13 protein-coding genes are annotated in these 15,852 nt (G+C 35.0%); all 13 read left to right on the top strand.

The window, feature by feature from the left end:
* Positions 1–3: 3 nt before the first annotated feature.
* Entirely contained in the window at positions 4–930 is a 927-nt protein-coding gene (locus ACPWSR_RS03100) for an ABC transporter permease (RefSeq protein ID WP_426350240.1), read from the top strand.
* Positions 923–1,720 carry an ABC transporter ATP-binding protein gene (locus ACPWSR_RS03095; RefSeq protein WP_426350239.1) on the top strand — a complete coding sequence of 266 codons (798 nt, stop codon included), beginning with the start codon at positions 923–925 and terminating at the stop codon, positions 1,718–1,720. The genes ACPWSR_RS03100 and ACPWSR_RS03095 overlap by 8 nt, the downstream gene beginning before the upstream one ends.
* Before the next feature lie 362 nt (positions 1,721–2,082).
* Positions 2,083–2,970, top strand: a complete 888-nt coding sequence (locus ACPWSR_RS03090) for a DUF6282 family protein (protein ID WP_426350238.1) — start codon at positions 2,083–2,085, stop codon at positions 2,968–2,970.
* Positions 2,971–2,987: 17 nt separating this feature from the next.
* Complete coding sequence (locus tag ACPWSR_RS03085; protein ID WP_426350237.1) at positions 2,988–3,710, top strand: PIG-L deacetylase family protein; 723 nt, start codon at positions 2,988–2,990, stop codon at positions 3,708–3,710.
* 46 nt (positions 3,711–3,756) lie between these two features.
* Complete coding sequence (locus ACPWSR_RS03080; protein ID WP_426350236.1) at positions 3,757–4,728, top strand: TAXI family TRAP transporter solute-binding subunit; 972 nt, start codon at positions 3,757–3,759, stop codon at positions 4,726–4,728.
* Positions 4,729–4,757: 29 nt separating this feature from the next.
* Positions 4,758–6,641, top strand: coding sequence for a TRAP transporter permease (locus ACPWSR_RS03075; protein ID WP_426350235.1), 1,884 nt, complete (start codon positions 4,758–4,760; stop codon positions 6,639–6,641).
* Between the two features lie 11 nt (positions 6,642–6,652).
* Positions 6,653–7,327, top strand: coding sequence for an RraA family protein (locus ACPWSR_RS03070; protein ID WP_426350234.1), 675 nt, complete (start codon positions 6,653–6,655; stop codon positions 7,325–7,327).
* A 167-nt stretch (positions 7,328–7,494) separates the two neighbouring features.
* On the top strand, positions 7,495–8,136 hold the full coding sequence (locus ACPWSR_RS03065) for a GntR family transcriptional regulator (RefSeq protein WP_426350233.1): 642 nt from the start codon (positions 7,495–7,497) through the stop codon (positions 8,134–8,136).
* A 487-nt stretch (positions 8,137–8,623) separates the two neighbouring features.
* Positions 8,624–10,675: a peptidoglycan-binding domain-containing protein gene (locus ACPWSR_RS03060; protein ID WP_426350232.1), complete on the top strand. Its 2,052-nt coding sequence runs from the start codon at positions 8,624–8,626 to the stop codon at positions 10,673–10,675.
* 173 nt (positions 10,676–10,848) lie between these two features.
* Complete coding sequence (locus ACPWSR_RS03055; protein ID WP_426350231.1) at positions 10,849–11,325, top strand: RNA polymerase sigma factor; 477 nt, start codon at positions 10,849–10,851, stop codon at positions 11,323–11,325.
* Positions 11,318–13,372, top strand: coding sequence for a beta-propeller domain-containing protein (locus ACPWSR_RS03050; protein ID WP_426350230.1), 2,055 nt, complete (start codon positions 11,318–11,320; stop codon positions 13,370–13,372). The genes ACPWSR_RS03055 and ACPWSR_RS03050 overlap by 8 nt, the downstream gene beginning before the upstream one ends.
* 760 nt (positions 13,373–14,132) lie before the next feature.
* Positions 14,133–14,891 carry a hypothetical protein gene (locus ACPWSR_RS03045; RefSeq protein WP_426350229.1) on the top strand — a complete coding sequence of 253 codons (759 nt, stop codon included), beginning with the start codon at positions 14,133–14,135 and terminating at the stop codon, positions 14,889–14,891.
* Positions 14,888–15,697 (top strand): radical SAM protein, encoded by an 810-nt coding sequence (locus tag ACPWSR_RS03040; protein WP_426350228.1) that lies wholly within the window; start codon positions 14,888–14,890, stop codon positions 15,695–15,697. The genes ACPWSR_RS03045 and ACPWSR_RS03040 overlap by 4 nt, the downstream gene beginning before the upstream one ends.
* Positions 15,698–15,852 lie beyond the last annotated feature (155 nt).

Below are 15,852 nucleotides of genomic sequence, written 5' to 3'. Positions count from 1 at the left end.
TTTATGCTAACTTTAAATGTTGTTCAGAGTGCATTAGAGCTGGGTTTTATATATGCTCTTGTGGCTCTGGCCTTGTTTCTCAGTTATAGTATATTAAACATAGCTGATCTTACTACTGATGGAACCTTTACCTTAGGCTGTGCTGTTAGTGCAGTGGTATGTATGGCTGGTCATCCTATATTAGCCATTTTTGCTGCCATGGTTGCTGGTGCCTTAGCAGGATATATTACTGCTTTTCTTCAGACTAAATTAGGAGTGCCTTCTATATTATCTGGGATAATCACTAATGTAGGGCTATATTCTATTAATCTTGCTGTTATGGGCTTTTCTTCAAATTTAAGTCTTTTTAAGGTGGAGACAATATTTACTCTTGGAAAGGACTATATAGGTGGGGAATGGTACAAGCTGTTTATAGCAGCGGCAATTACAATAATAATAGGAGCTATTATTTACTTTTTTCTAAATACAACTTTAGGGATGTCCATAAGAGCTACAGGAGATAACCCTGAAATGGTAAGAGCATCCTCTATAAATCCCACCTTCACTATCACCGTTGGACTTTGCATTGCAAATGCTATGACAGGGCTTTCTGGGGCAATTCTTGGACAGTATCAGAAATCCAGTGATATTAACCTTGGAACAGGTATGGTGGTGATTGGCTTAGCTAGCCTTATAATAGGTGAAACATTATTGGGAAAGAAGGGTATAGGAAGATGGATAACAGCAGCCATCTTTGGAAGCCTTTTATATCGCTTCATTATTGCTCTGGCACTTCGCTTCGATATTCCTTCAGAGATGTTGAAGCTTGTATCAGCAGTTATTGTTGGGTTGGCTATTGCTCTACCAGCTTTAAAAGAGAATATGGCCTTAAGTCGTCAGAGGTCAGTTCAGAGAAAGAAGCGTTATCAAGGAGGGGAGAAGGATGCTTAAGGTTATAGAGATCAAAAAGACCTTTAATCCTGGCACGGTAAATGAGAAGGTAGCAATAGATGGGCTATCACTGACTTTAAATAAGGGAGAATTTGCTTCCATAATAGGAAGTAATGGGGCTGGGAAAAGCACTCTTTTCAATGCCATAGCAGGAAGCTTTTATGTAGATAAGGGATACATTGACCTTGATGGAGAAGAGATAACCTATGAGGAGGAATATAAAAGAAGCTATTCCATAGGAAGAATGTTTCAGGATCCTCTCAAGGGTACGGCTCCTCACATGACAATTGAAGAAAATCTTGCCTTAGCTTATTTAAGGGCTTATAAAAAGGGAGCTTATTTTGCTAGAGTAACAAAGAAAGATAAAAGCCTATTCAGAGAAAAGCTTGCACAGTTAAATATGGGGCTAGAGGATAGGATGAAGCAGCCTGTAGGACTTTTATCGGGAGGACAGAGACAGGCCCTAACACTTCTTATGGCAACTTTGGTGACACCAAAACTTCTTCTTTTAGATGAACATACAGCAGCCCTTGATCCTGCTACAGCGGAAAAGGTGATGGATTTAACCAAAAGGATAGTATCGGAGAATAAGATAGCATGTCTCATGATAACCCATAATATGCAATCGGCTCTTGATTTAGGTAACAGACTTCTAATGATGGACTCAGGGAAGATTGTCCTTGACATAAAGGGGGAAGAAAAGAAAAATTTAACGATAGAGGATCTCCTAAGGAGATTTAGAGATCAAGCTGGTAAGAGCTTGGATAATGATAGGATAATTCTTTCGTAGGATTATAATTTGTAAATAAGCTTTATTATAGTGCATTATTTCTAAATTATTTATATAGATATTTTAGATTGATGATAAAAAGGATATTTTCATTGTGAAAATATCCTTTTTTTTCTTAATATCCTCTAAGGTTTAAGACTAAGGATAGAAAATGTTGTTTATAATCGACACTTAATGATAAGAATTTATACATTTAATAAATTTAGAGGTGAATTTTTGTCGAACTACCAATAATTAAAATATAATGTAAAAACATATAACTTTTTGTTGACTTTCTGACAATTCAAAATATATAATGGGTTTGTAAAGCAGAATTGTAGAGCAATTTTGTTCAATGATGATGATGATCAGGAGGAGTTATAATGAAAACACTAATTGATGGAGCATATGACTTACATATTCACTCAGCCCCAGATGTTCTACCAAGAAAAATGGACGACTTAGTCATGGCAGAAAGAGCTATTGCAGCTGGAATGAAGGGTTTTGCTATCAAGTCCCATTATTTCGTAACATCAGAAAGGGCTGAGCTGGTAAAAAAGCTTTATCCTCTTTGCGATGTTGTGGGAACGATTACTCTAAACAATTCTGTAGGAGGAATAAACCCCTTCGCTATAGAAATGGCTGGCCGATCAGGAGCACGATTAGTATGGTTTCCAACCTGTGATGGGAAATATGAGCAAAAGCAGCTATTTGATAACAGTAAGCCAGGAAAAAAGCTACCCTACTGGGCACAGATTGTTATAGAAATGAGAGAAGCGGGAATAAATCCAAAGCCTATTACAATCCTAGATGAAGAAGACAAGCTTACGGAAAATACAATTCAGGTACTAGATATAATTAAAAAATACAATATGATACTGGCTACAGCGCATCTATCACATAAAGAAACCTTTGCATTGGTGAGAGAAGCAAATAGAAGAGGCTTAGAAAAAATTATTATTACCCATGCCGATTTTCCAACTACCTTCTATACTATTGAAGAACAAAAGGAGCTAGTGGCTTTAGGAGCTTACATTGAGCACTGTTATACCACATGGGCTACAGGAAAGGTTGATTTTCAGGTTACCTTAGAGCAGATAAAGACAGTGGGAGCAGATCATGTGGTATTAGCTACAGATTTAGGACAACCTACAGCTCTATATCCTGATGAAGGACTTCTAGCCTTTGCCAATAAGCTAGTAGAAGCGGGTATGTCGGAAGAAGATGTAGTTAAGATGACTGTAAGAAATAACAATATACTTTTGGGATAAAATTTGGAGGGATACTGATGGAAGGGAAAAAGGTTCTGGTTTTTAGTGCCCATGCAGCAGATTATGTATGGAGAGCTGGAGGTACTATTGCAAAGTACATTAAGCATGGGGCTGATGTAACCGTTATCGTAATGAGCTATGGAGTTAGAGGGGAATCCAATGACCTATGGAAGATGCCTGATCAGACGGTGGAGAGGGTTAAGGCTATTAGACACGAGGAAAGCTCCAAGGCTGCAGAAAAGCTTGGAGTAAAGAATATTGAGTTCTGGGACTTAGAGGATTATCCTTTCCCTACAGATAGGGAAGTTCTGGACAGAATCACAAGAACTATAAGAGAGAAGAGACCTGATATTATCCTGACCCATGATAAGAAAGATGTAATAAATCCTGATCATGATGCTGTGAGACAGCTTGTGTTTCAAGGAAGCATCATGTCTAATTCTGCAGGAGTAGTAATACCAGGGCTACCTGTTACTAAGCAAATGATGATATTTGGTTTTGAGCCTCATCAAACAGAAATCAGTGATTTCAAGCCAGGTACTTTTATTGACATTACTGAAAGCTATGAGGCTAAGCTAGAGGCTATGAGATGCTTCAAGGCACAGAATCATCTTATTGAATATTACACACAGAGGGCATTTTTAAGAGGTAACCATGCTAGAAGATTATCTGGCGTTAAAGAATATAAATATGCAGAATGCTTTGCTAACTTCTTCCCTAGGGTAGCTGAAGAATTTTAGCTTATACCCTTAATGATAATATTTTGAAGTCGAGGAGTGTAATAATATGAAAAAAATATTAAAGTTATTAACAGGTTTTATGGCTTTTACAATGACTCTAACTGGATGCTCTGCAAGCTCTGGAGAAAGTGGCGGAAAAGAAGATCTTATCATGGGGACAGGAGGTACCTCAGGAACTTATTATATTGTTGGAGTTGCTATGGGACAAACAGTTTCTGATAAGTCTGAGAAGGCAAATATAATAGTTCAGTCTTCCTTAGGATCTATGGAAAATATTAATCTTACTAATATAAATGAAATGCAGTTAGGATTCTCCAATGCTGATGGTATATATTATGCCTATAATGGCACCGAAGTATATGAGGAAAGTGGTAAGCAGGATATATTAGGGGTTATGACTCTATATACCAGTATGGGACAAATGGTTACTAAGGCCAACTCAGGAATTAAGAGCTATGGAGATTTAAAGGGAAAAAAGGTGTGTTTAGGACCTCCAAGTACTACAATAATCGAGATGTCCAAGGCTATTCTTAAGGCTTATGGTATAGATCCTGAGAAGGATATAGAACCATACTACCTATCCTTTGAAGAAGGTATTACCAAGGTTACTGACGGGGAATTAGATGCTACCTTCTTTGTGGCTGGAACTCCTACAGCGGCCCTTATGAATGCTGCTTCCACGGTAGATATGGCTTTAGTTCAAGCAGATACAGAAGTTTTAGAGGAAGTGGTTAAGGAGCATCCATACTTCTCACCACATATTATACCAGCAGGTACCTATAAGGGAATAGATTATGATACTAACACCTTAAAAATAATGACTACCATATTCACCAATTCACAGACCTCCGAGGAAGCCATATATGACTTTGTAAAAGCTGCCTTAGAGAATATTGATAACTATGTAAATTCTCATGAGGTGGTAAAGGAAATTACTCCAGAAAGTGCAGCGGATATGGTTATTCCACTTCACCCAGGCGCTGAGAAGTACTACAAAGAAATAGGGGTATTAAAATAAGTTATAAGAAAAAAATAGGAGGTTGATTTATGGAAGGTAAAGGTACATTTTTAAAAAAGACTAATGGTATATTTAAGAATATTCCTCTATTTGTTGCTATTGCACTATGTGCTTTCCATACCTACACTGCATCTATAGGTATCTTGCCGGGCTATGCCCTTTCTTCAATACACTGGGGATTAGTTGGAACCTATATAATACTGACTAAGCCATTGAAATTTAAGTATGGAAGAATACTGGATATATTACTTATGGCAGCAAATATATTTATAAGTGTATATCTTTTAAAGCTACAACAAGAGATGATATATCGTTCGGGAATTTATACTCAGTTTGAAGTATATCTCTCTATTTTATCAATAATATGTGCCTTAGTTATTGCAGGTCGTGTTTTAGAAAAGTCTCTTCCAATAGTTAGTATAATATTCATAGCCTATGCTCTTTTAGGTAATCACATTGGAGGAATGTTCCATACAGTTAAGTTTTCCGTAAGCCGTATTGCTACTTATTTGTATACCTGTACCGATGGACTTTATGGTGAAACCTTATTAGTATCAGCGAAATATATATTCATTTTCCTGGTTTTTGGATCGGTACTTGAAATCACTGGTGCTGGACAGTTTTTTGTAGATTTGGCCCTTTCCTTTACGGGAAGGTTCAGAGGTGGTCCAGCTCAAGCATCTGTATACTCCAGTATGCTTATGGGAACCATCAGCGGCTCTGGTGCAGCTAATGTTGCTGCCACAGGTCCCTTCACTATTCCTCTTATGAAGAAGGTTGGTTACAATGCTGAGGATTCATCAGCTATTGCATCTGTAGCAGCCTGTGGTGGGCAGATAATGCCTCCTGTAATGGGTGCAGTTGCCTTCTTGATGAGTGAAATCACCGGTGTAGAATATGGGAAAATAGCCTTAGCAGCTATGATTCCTGGAATATTGTACTATGTAATTTTGTCCTTTATAGTTTACTTCAGCGCTAGAAAGCATAACATGGAGGTTGTTCCTGAAAGTGAAATGAAAAAGCCTTTTCAGGTATTCAAGAAAGGATGGTTGTACCTTTTACCTATAATCATTTTAGCTTACATGCTCTTTAATGGCTTCAGTGCCCAAAGATCAGCTCTAGTAGGTATAGGAAGTTGTCTTATTATAGCATTTTTTATTAATAGAAGCTGCCTAACTATTTCAAACTTTAAAAAGGCGTGTATTGATTCTGCTAACGGTATAAGGAGTATTGCTGGTTCCTGTATTATAGCTGGAATAGTAGTGGGAGTTTTAAATATCACAGGTCTAGGAGTTAAGCTTAGTGGAATTATTGTAACCCTTTCCAGTGGGAATCTCGTTTGGGGATTAGTATTAGCCATGGTGGCAAGTCTTATCTTAGGTCTAGGTCTACCAACCTCAGCTTCTTATTTAATACTGGCAGTAATGGTTGGCCCAGCACTTACAGAGATGGGAGCAACTATAGTAGGGGCTCATTTATTTCTATTATATTTTGCAGCCTTATCCTCTATATCACCACCTGTAGCACTGACGGTTTTCACAGCTTCAGGTATAGCAGGAGCGGATAATATGAAGGCTGGATGGCTATCTATGTTTTATGCTCTTGGAGGTATAATACTACCCTTTATGTTTGTTTTAAATACCAATTATCTATTGGAGGGAAGCTTCATCTCCATAGCTATTACATTGATATTTGGAGTGATTGGGGGATGCGTTCTATCTGCAGGAATAATTGGATGGTTTGGTACAAAGCTCAATTTAATAGCAAGGCTACTACTTTTAGTAGCTGGTACTATGATAATGAGAGCTTCTATGCTGTTTATTATCCTAGGATTAGCTATAGCAGCAATGGCTATTGTAATAGGAATTATCGTTAATAAAAAAAAGCAGTTAAAAATAGAGCAGGTAGCATAGGAGAATAAATAATGGATGGAAAGATAGGTTTTAAGATTAAAGGAGATTTCCAAAGAAGCAGTAAGGAGCTTATAGAGGCTTTCAAAAATTTAGGCAGCTGTGCCGTTAGTGATGGGCTAAATAAGTTTAATACGGTACACCATTCCCTGAAACCAATATTAGACGATACTGTAATTTGTGGTAATGCCTTGACGGTAAAAATGAGGCCAGGAGACAATCTTATGCTCCATAAAGCCATAGGGATTGCAAAGCCTGGTGATGTTATAGTAGTGGATACCTGTGGATCAGAAACCAATAGTGTCATGGGAGAGCTAATGGCTATGGCTGCTTTTAAAAGCGGAGTTGAGGGGATAGTTGTTGATGGTGCTATCCGTGATATAAGAGAATTAAAGAAGCATGGCTTCCCTGTGTTTGCTAAATGTGTAACCCCAGCAGTGGGTGATAAAGAAGGTCCAGGAGTTATTAATGATGTTATCTGCTGTGGTGGAGTAGCAGTACTTCCAGGAGATATAATACTGGGGGATGCTAACGGCATAGTAGTTATTCATCAAGAGGAAGCTATTGATATATTAAAGCAGGCTGAGGAAAAGCTCTCAAAGGATGAAAAGCGCATGGAAGAAATACTTAAAGGAGTTATTACAAAGCCTGATATTGATAGAATTCTCAGGGATAAAGGAGTGATTTAATAAGCTCATTTCTATTTAATTTTAAGAGGCAAATGTTATTAAGGGGATTGTCAGTTTAGATTTAAGTGGCTATTGCAGTATCTTATGAATTGATTGATTAACTTTAATGATTTTGCTACAATTGGAAGTAGGTAGAAAAATAAGAGCAGAAATGAGAGGTAAGTTTGATGTCTCGAGCCAATAAAAGTGCATATGAAATTATTAAGGCGAGAATATTAAGTGAAGAATATGCTCCCAATGAGGCATTAGTAGAATCGGTTTTAGCTGAAGAGTTAGGCTTTAGTAGAAATACCATAAAGCAGGCTTTATTGCTGCTAGAAGGGGACAAGCTAGTGGAAATGCAGAAAAACAGAAGCGCCACTGTAAAGTCCTTGAATAAAAAAGAGGTTATAGAGCTTTATGAAATTAGAGAAAGGCTGGAGGGATTGATTGCATACTTTGATGCAATTGACTTAACCGATGAAGATATTAATAAGCTTGGGAAGTATATAGAAGAGATGGAAACCTATATTAGTAATAATAAGCTTGTAGAGTACTCCAATACCAATATTAAGTTTCATAAAGTGCTTTATGATGGATGCACAAATAATGAAGCTGTGAATTTATTAAGTATAATTAATCTGCAGCTTAGAAGGTATAAAAAACGTACTATTCTTATAACCGGAAGAAGCGATAATTCCCTTAATGAGCATCAAAAAATCTTCAAAGCACTTCGTAACCGCAATCCCGAGGAAGCTGAAAATGCTATGCGGGAACATATAAGGAATGTTAAACAAACAATGATTGATCATTATGATATTTTATACTAAGGTTGATATTAAGAGTGATATTAAGGTTTATTTTAAGGTTTATTAATTTATAAGAGTAAGTCCGCTATGGAGAAATCTATAGCGGATTTTTTTCTCATTTCTCATGTGGATGGCACCTGCTACAAATCGACATAGATTACCTTGTCCATGCGAACACTTTCTCACTTCTATGGTGCCATCCACCTGACATAACTAGACACATCCAAACAGCATTTATATTGGCTAGGGGGTTAATGATATAATATTAAAAAAGCTTTTATCTATAATTTTGATAAAAATATATCTAAAATATATATAATTGTTAAAATTTCTTGTAATAATTTGTTTGAAAAAAATTAGCATATATATAAAAGTTGTTGTTTATTTGTTAAATATTAACTGATATAATAATTAATGTAAAGAAACCGTTAATAAAGTTTGTTAATTAACAAGCTAAGTTATGGACTTGTATAATTTTTACTAGATTTAATTTTAAGGGGGATTAATCTTGAGCAAAAGAGTAAAAGTAATCATCAGTACTATGGCTGCTATGTATACGTTGTCTATAGGCGTTACCACTGCATTAACTGAAAGACATATTACACCAATTGGTGTAGATGTAGTTTCTGCAGCTAGCAATTGGACACCAACACCAGCACCAACACCTAAGCCAACACCAGCACCAAGTAAGCCATCAACACCAAGTAAACCGGCAACTCCAAGTAAGCCAACAGCACCTAGTGCTAATACTGGTAATACAGATACAACTGTAGTCAACGGCGTAACTGTTACTGCTACTTTAAGTAATGGATCTAGAGGTTCACAGGTTAAAAATCTTCAAACCATACTTAATGGAAAAGGGTACAAGCTATCTGTAGATGGAATGTTTGGACCTAAAACCTTAGCAGCAGTAAAGGCATTCCAAAAGGGCAATGGACTTTCAGCAGATGGAATAGTTGGACCTAAAACTAGGGCTGTTCTTAATTCAGGAGCTACACAAACAGGTACTATTTCCTTAAGCTATGCAGCTAATGGACATATAGGAGCACATGTAAAGATGCTTCAAGAAGCTTTAAATAAGCTTGGCCAGAAGTTATCTGTTGATGGAATGTTTGGACCTAAAACTTTAGCAGCTGTAAAGGCTTTCCAAAAGGCTAATGGGCTTTCAGCAGATGGAATAGCAGGTCCTAAAACTAATGGCAAGATTGCAGAAATGCTTAAAGGATTAGAAGCACCTGCAGCACCTGTAGATCCAACACCACAACCAACTACACCTCCAGTAGATACAGTAACAGCGGCTTCTCTTAATATTAAGGACAAGGCTGTTTTTGAGAAATCTATCGGTAAGGATGGAAAGTGGATTGTATGTATAACTGATGATTTATCCTTTGATAAGGAGTTAGTAATAGAAGGAGAGTTTAAGAACACTAAGACTCCTCCAGCAGTTATAAGAAAGATAGCTTTATATGATCAGGATGCAAATAAGAATTTAACTGATACCTTTACACTTAAGGCACCAAAGCTTACTGTTTTGAGCCCTAACACTACCATTCAAAAGGGTACCTTTAAGGGAGATATATATGTATCAGCTCCAGGCTTTAATTTAGTTGATACAACAGTAGTTGGTAATATATACTTCACTACTCAGGAGGCTTTTGATACTTTCTACATGACTGGAAGCAGCAAGATCACTGGTACTCAGGAACTTACTGTAGCTGATACTATATCAGCAGCATCATTAGGAGTAACCTCCAACTCTGTATTTGAGAAGTCAATAGGTAAAGATGGTAGATGGATAATCTGTACAGTTAAGGATTTAACCTTTACTAAGCCTTTGACCTTAAGCGGAGACTTCACATATAAGGATGCAGTTCAAAGAAAAATAGCTCTTTATGAGCAGGATTCAAATAAGGTTGTAACTAAGAGATATAAGCTCACAGCACCAAAACTTACAATTGAAAGTACTAATGCAAAGATCCAAGGGGGAACCTTTAAGGGAGATCTTTATGTATCTGCAAAAGGCTTCAGTTTGGTAGATGCTACTGTAGAGGGAAATGTATACTTCACAACTCAGGAGGCATACGATACCTTTAAAATGGATAGGGCTACAGTAACTGGTAAGAGAGAATTAAAGACTGCCGATGTAGTGTCAGCAGCATCTCTTAATATTACATCTAAAGCAGTATTTGAAAAGTCTATTTCCAAGGATGGAAGATGGATAATCTGTCCTGTTACAGATTTAACCTTTGACAAAGAGTTAGTATTAGATGGAGAGTTCACATATAAGGAGACTGTTCAAAGAAAGTTAGCTCTATATAATCAGGATGCAAATAGAAATATTACTGCTGAATATACTCTAACAGCTCCAAAGCTTACAATAAAGAGTTCTAATGCTAAGATTCAAAATGGAACCTTTATCGGTGATATTTATGTTGAAGTAGATAACTTCAAGATAGTTGGAACTGACGTTACAGGTAATATTTATTTTGCCACAGAAAGTGCAAAGGCTACCTTTGTTTTAGATGGCGGGACTGTAAGCGGTGTACAGGAAGTAAGATAAGTTAAAGGATATATATAAAGTAACTGTGGTGGAATTTTCCACTGCAGTTGCTTTTTTTATATTATAATTATAAGTAATAAGTAATAAGTAATAATTCATGTGCCTGTCACCATTTGAAACCTTAAGGCAGTGTGTAGAGTGTTTATTATAGTAAGGATGGAAAGAGGTGCACCTTGAATAACTATGGTTTTAATCCGAAGGAAGCTTATGAGGAGTATAAAAATTTAGTTTATCGCCTAGCTCTGGCCAGGACAGGGGATATCAACGATGCAGAGGATGTATTGCAGGAGGTCTTTTATAGGTATATGAGGAATAAGCCGAGCTTTGAGAACAGTGATCACGGAAAGGCTTGGTTTATTACTGTTACTATTAATTGTACCAAGAGCTTATTTAACTCTGCATATAGGAAGCGTCAGGCACCACTTACGGAAGATATTAAAGGTGAGGATATGGAGATGGATACAACTCTTTCCGTGGTTCTATCCTTACCTCAGAAATACAGAACTGTTATCCATCTTTACTATTATGAGGACTATAGCATCAAGGAAATAGCTACTCTTCTTCGATGCGGTGAGAATACCGTGAAAACAAGGCTAGCAAGAGGAAGAGAGAAACTAAAAAATGCTTTAGGGAGTGAAATAGATGTTTAAGAGAAACTATAAGAAAGCTATGGATAGATTTACCCCTAGTGAAGCGGTGGATAATAAAATAGAAAAAATGATTGAGGAGGAAGGTTCTGAGAGAAGTTTTTTTAAGCCTCTTAAAAATAGAAATAGAGGAACTCATGGAGTGAGGAGGTTTAATCCAGCCCTGACCCTTGGGCTTGTGTTAATTATCTTTGTAAGTCTCTGGCCTCTAATTTCAAAAGGGAATTTTCAACAAGACTTTAACGGTACTTCTCAAAATGCTTCTGACATTGAGCCTATCAACAATAAAGATATTGCCTTAGGGGTCTCCTATAGTGATATTTACGAGATATTTAATGATAATTTTCTTGAGAAAAGAAAAGGTGCCGGAGATTATGCAGGTAAAAATGATGATTTCGCTAAGGCTCCTCTAGAAGAGAGTATGCAGGATAATGCTTCGGAAAAGAATGTGGGCTCTGCAGCGGAGGATAAGGCCTCCGATTCCTCAGTAGATTATTCAGGGACTAATATTCAGGAGGAAGATGTGGATGAGGCTGATATTGTAAAAACTGATGGTCGCTATATCTATATGGCTGTGAATAATAAAATTGAGGTGTCAGAAACAGACAAGGGAGAGCTAGCTCATTTAGCTACCATTGATTTTTCAGAGAAAGGTCTTAATATAAGAGAAATATATCTTCAGGAGGACATTTTGGCTATTATAGCTAGTAAGTATCAGGGGATATATCATAGAAACAATGAAAGTGACAGTATGCTAAAGGATATGATATACCCTATGAATGAAGATACGTTAGTATATTACTTTGATGTCACTGAGCCTTCAAAGCCAAAGGATTTAGGAAGTACAGAGCAGAGTGGTTTTTATTTATCTTCTAGGATAGTAGATGGAAATCTCTATCTTGTTACTAATAAAAACTATTACTCAGAGATTAAGAAGGATGATCCAAGAACCTATATACCCTCCTATAAGGAAGGGAATAAAGAAAGGATAATTAAAGAAAAAGATCTGGCAATAGCTCCTGGAGAATTAGAGTCTAGCTATATAGTCATCTGTGCTTATAATCTAGAAAGTCAAAAATGCACTTCCTCAAAAGCTATTTTAGGTGGAGGGAGAACAGTATATGCTTCTAAGGACAATATTTATATAGCCATGACAAAGTGGAAGGAAGAGAAGGATAATAGTGTTGTAACCAGGGGAGAGGAAACGGTTATCATAGGTGTTTCTTTAAATAATGGAACCTTAGGAGAGCCTATAACGGGAACGGTACCAGGCTATGAGATAGATCAATTTGCTATGGATGAGCATAAGGGGTATCTTCGTATAGTGACCACAGAAAACACCGAAACCTATGAGGAAGTAATTTATAAGGATGGAAGCACTGCGAGGATATGGAAAGGTGAAGGTAAGGTAAGTAATGGTATTTATGTACTAGATAAAAATTTGAAGGTGGTAGGAGGTCTTTCAGGTCTTGCTCCAGAGGAGTATGTATATTCAGTAAGATTTTTTGGTGATATAGCATACTTTGTTACCTTCCGTCAGGTAGATCCATTATTTACTGTTGATTTAAGCAACCCTGAGAGGCCTACGCTCATAGGAAGTCTAAAGATACCTGGCTTTTCTGACTATCTTCAAGGCTACGGAGAAGGCTTGCTCTTTGGATTTGGTCAATCGGCCACAGAAGAAGGAAGGGTCACAGGACTAAAGCTTTCTATGTTTGATACCTCCAATCCAGGGGATGTAAAGGAAGCTAATGTGAAAGAGTTAAAAGGAAGATGGTCAGAGGCCAGCTCCAACCATAAAGCTATACTTGCTAATCCTACTAAAAACCTAATTGCCTTTGCTGCTGAGAATCACTATTTTATCTATGGTTATCAGAAGGATAAAGGCTTCTATGAAAAGGCTGCTTTAAGTCTTAAGGATTATGATTATAATACCAGAGGTATATATATAGGAGATTATTTCTATGTATGTACATCACGAGGTATAACTTCTTATGATATGAATAAGGATTTTAGTAAGACTGATTCTATCGAATTTTCATATCAGTAATTTATAAAACTTACCACGTTGTAAAAGAAAAGATAAGTGAATAAATCTTTATATTGTCTGATTAGTTATCAGTATTGATTGTAATATAAAATGAAAATTTTTACATCGCTTATATTAGTGGTGTATTTTTTTCTTTATTATACCTCTAAGTGATCACATTTCGATGAGTTTGTGGTTGATAATTAATGATGTAGTTTTGAAAAATTCTTGGCTTTTCTTATAGTAAATCAGTTAACTGTTAGCTATTTGTGAATTTGATATTATAATTTGTAAGATTATTATAATATTTTATTTTTTTGTATCGCTAAATATCTTGTTATGAATATTCTTTTTACTTTATTATAATCTCTAAATAAGGATGATTCCATAAGCAATAAAGAACTTTATAGTCTAAGAACTTATTTTTTTACATTAAATATTGGATAAATTGATTTGAAAGACTGGAATTTTCTGTTTTAAGCTTTAACACAATTATATACTTACCATATTCCAGTATAATCAAAATTTTAATATAATTAGTAATTGGTTATAGAATTGATTGGATTAGTACTTTTATTGTTACTATTGATATTCGGTAATTAATATTTTTGAAATAATGTATCACATATTAAAGGTGGTTAGGATAATAGTGTTTAAATTTTTAATAAAAAATTTTATATTTCTGAGACAGATTTTAACTCATTGATAATATTAAAGCAGATTAATTAAAGGACGGATTATAATTTAATTAAATTATGGTAAAAAGAGAGCGAGGTCTATTATGAAAATAACATATAAATTAAATTATATATTGGAAATTTTTTTATTTAGTCTTTCTGTATTTATTATCGAATGGCTAAAAAGTGAAAAGTTATATTTGTGGGCTATATTTGCTATGATGTTAGCTATTTTACTAGAAATATTTATTAAAAATAAAGAATACAATCCACTAATCAAACTTGCAGGGGAAAGAGAACAAAAAAATAGAGAACTAGAAGATAATGGTATAATAAATCATTACTTTATGGATAATTATGAATCAAAAAATAAGAGAAACTCAAATATTGAGAAAGCTATCGATGAGGCAAACGAAATGTTTCTTCTTGCTGAAACTGGTAAATCATATTTAGATATTCCAACAGATAGACATTGGAGAAATATAAAAGATAGATTAAATAACGGAATTCCCATTAAAGTTTTACTTATTAACCCCTTTTGCATGAATAAACAAGTAAGAAATAATTTTAATAATACAAAAGGGATTGATAGAAAGTTAGATATCGAGAGTTTAACATCCTTAAATAATAAATATGAGAACTTAGAAATAAGATTTACTGAACAAGTTTATTGTTCGCTATTTTTTACAGATAAATATATGATTTATGATCCATATCATTTAGGTAAAATATCAGATCGGATTGAGAATAATTTTATTGCCATAGAATTTGAAAGAGAGAATAGAAATTATAATATATTAAAGAGCCACTTCAATAACTGTTGGAAACTATCTCAATCGTTCGAAGAAGTGATAGATAGATGAAAAGAATAATACTTACATACAATGAAAGTTGTAATTTAAGCTGTGATTTTTGTTATATAAATTTTCATCATAAAAAAATCAAAGACAGAACTTATGAGATAATCAAAAAAGCAATATCATTGGATTTTAAGGTTATAACCTTTGGTGGGGGTGATCCTTTTAGTAAAAGTAGTTTCAGAAAATCGTGTATTCTAGCAAAAGAGAATGGGTTATTTACGCAAGTGGATACAAACTGTCTTGCAATTACTAAAAGTGATTATAACTTCATAGAAAATTATGTGAATTTAATTGGAATTTCCTTAGATGGAATTGGCAATACACATGATAATATGAGGAAATCAAATAAATTATTTAGTAAGGCAGAATCTGTTCTTAGAACATTAATGAAATCAAATACTAAGATAAAAATTAATACCATATTAACTAAGCAAAACAAAGATTCTGTTTATGATATATATAGATATTTAAGTGAGCTAGACAGCATTTATAGCTGGAGTATCTATCAGTTTTTTCCGTTGTCTGTAGCCAAAGAAAACCAAGAAATATTTGAAATATGTAATGAAGATTTTGATAATGCTTTAACCTTCTTGAATAAGGAGGAGAGAAAATTTATAATCGAAAAATTAAAGTATAGTGATAGAGTTATTGGTTACGTATTTTGTGATGAGCAAGGAAATATATATACTAATAGTTTAAAAGGAGATTACATGTACATTTGTTCAATTTTTGATCCAGATGTGGCAGAGAAACTCTCTAAGTTTAATGAGCTTATTAATCCTATAACAATAAATCGTTATGTAGAGTAGATACTTATTTTCATGGTTTCATTTATTATCAGGCTCAGATAAAATTTAATAATTATTTTTATAAGATAAGGTAGTGGAATCTTCATTTATGGATTTTCTTTATCTTATTTAACTAACGTCATATTAATATAAGTATACTTTCTGATAACTACATT

Origin of the sequence: Alloiococcus sp. CFN-8 (assembly GCF_049943125.1) — a bacterium.
In the GTDB taxonomy this organism is placed as follows: domain Bacteria; phylum Bacillota; class Clostridia; order Clostridiales; family Clostridiaceae; genus JAEXZL01.
The sequence above is the reverse complement of the archived record's forward strand: the minus strand, read 5'-3'. Positions and strand labels throughout refer to the sequence as shown.

Bases quoted from the DNA above. Each gene is read 5' to 3' on its own strand.
- ACPWSR_RS03100 (WP_426350240.1), top strand. From the start codon at position 4: ATGCTAACTTTAAATGTTGTTCAGAGTGCATTAGAGCTGGGTTTTATA.
- ACPWSR_RS03095 (WP_426350239.1), top strand. From the start codon at position 923: ATGCTTAAGGTTATAGAGATCAAAAAGACCTTTAATCCTGGCACGGTA.
- ACPWSR_RS03090 (WP_426350238.1), top strand. From the start codon at position 2,083: ATGAAAACACTAATTGATGGAGCATATGACTTACATATTCACTCAGCC.
- ACPWSR_RS03085 (WP_426350237.1), top strand. From the start codon at position 2,988: ATGGAAGGGAAAAAGGTTCTGGTTTTTAGTGCCCATGCAGCAGATTAT.
- ACPWSR_RS03080 (WP_426350236.1), top strand. From the start codon at position 3,757: ATGAAAAAAATATTAAAGTTATTAACAGGTTTTATGGCTTTTACAATG.
- ACPWSR_RS03075 (WP_426350235.1), top strand. From the start codon at position 4,758: ATGGAAGGTAAAGGTACATTTTTAAAAAAGACTAATGGTATATTTAAG.
- ACPWSR_RS03070 (WP_426350234.1), top strand. From the start codon at position 6,653: ATGGATGGAAAGATAGGTTTTAAGATTAAAGGAGATTTCCAAAGAAGC.
- ACPWSR_RS03065 (WP_426350233.1), top strand. From the start codon at position 7,495: ATGTCTCGAGCCAATAAAAGTGCATATGAAATTATTAAGGCGAGAATA.
- ACPWSR_RS03050 (WP_426350230.1), top strand. From the start codon at position 11,318: ATGTTTAAGAGAAACTATAAGAAAGCTATGGATAGATTTACCCCTAGT.
- ACPWSR_RS03045 (WP_426350229.1), top strand. From the start codon at position 14,133: ATGAAAATAACATATAAATTAAATTATATATTGGAAATTTTTTTATTT.
- ACPWSR_RS03040 (WP_426350228.1), top strand. From the start codon at position 14,888: ATGAAAAGAATAATACTTACATACAATGAAAGTTGTAATTTAAGCTGT.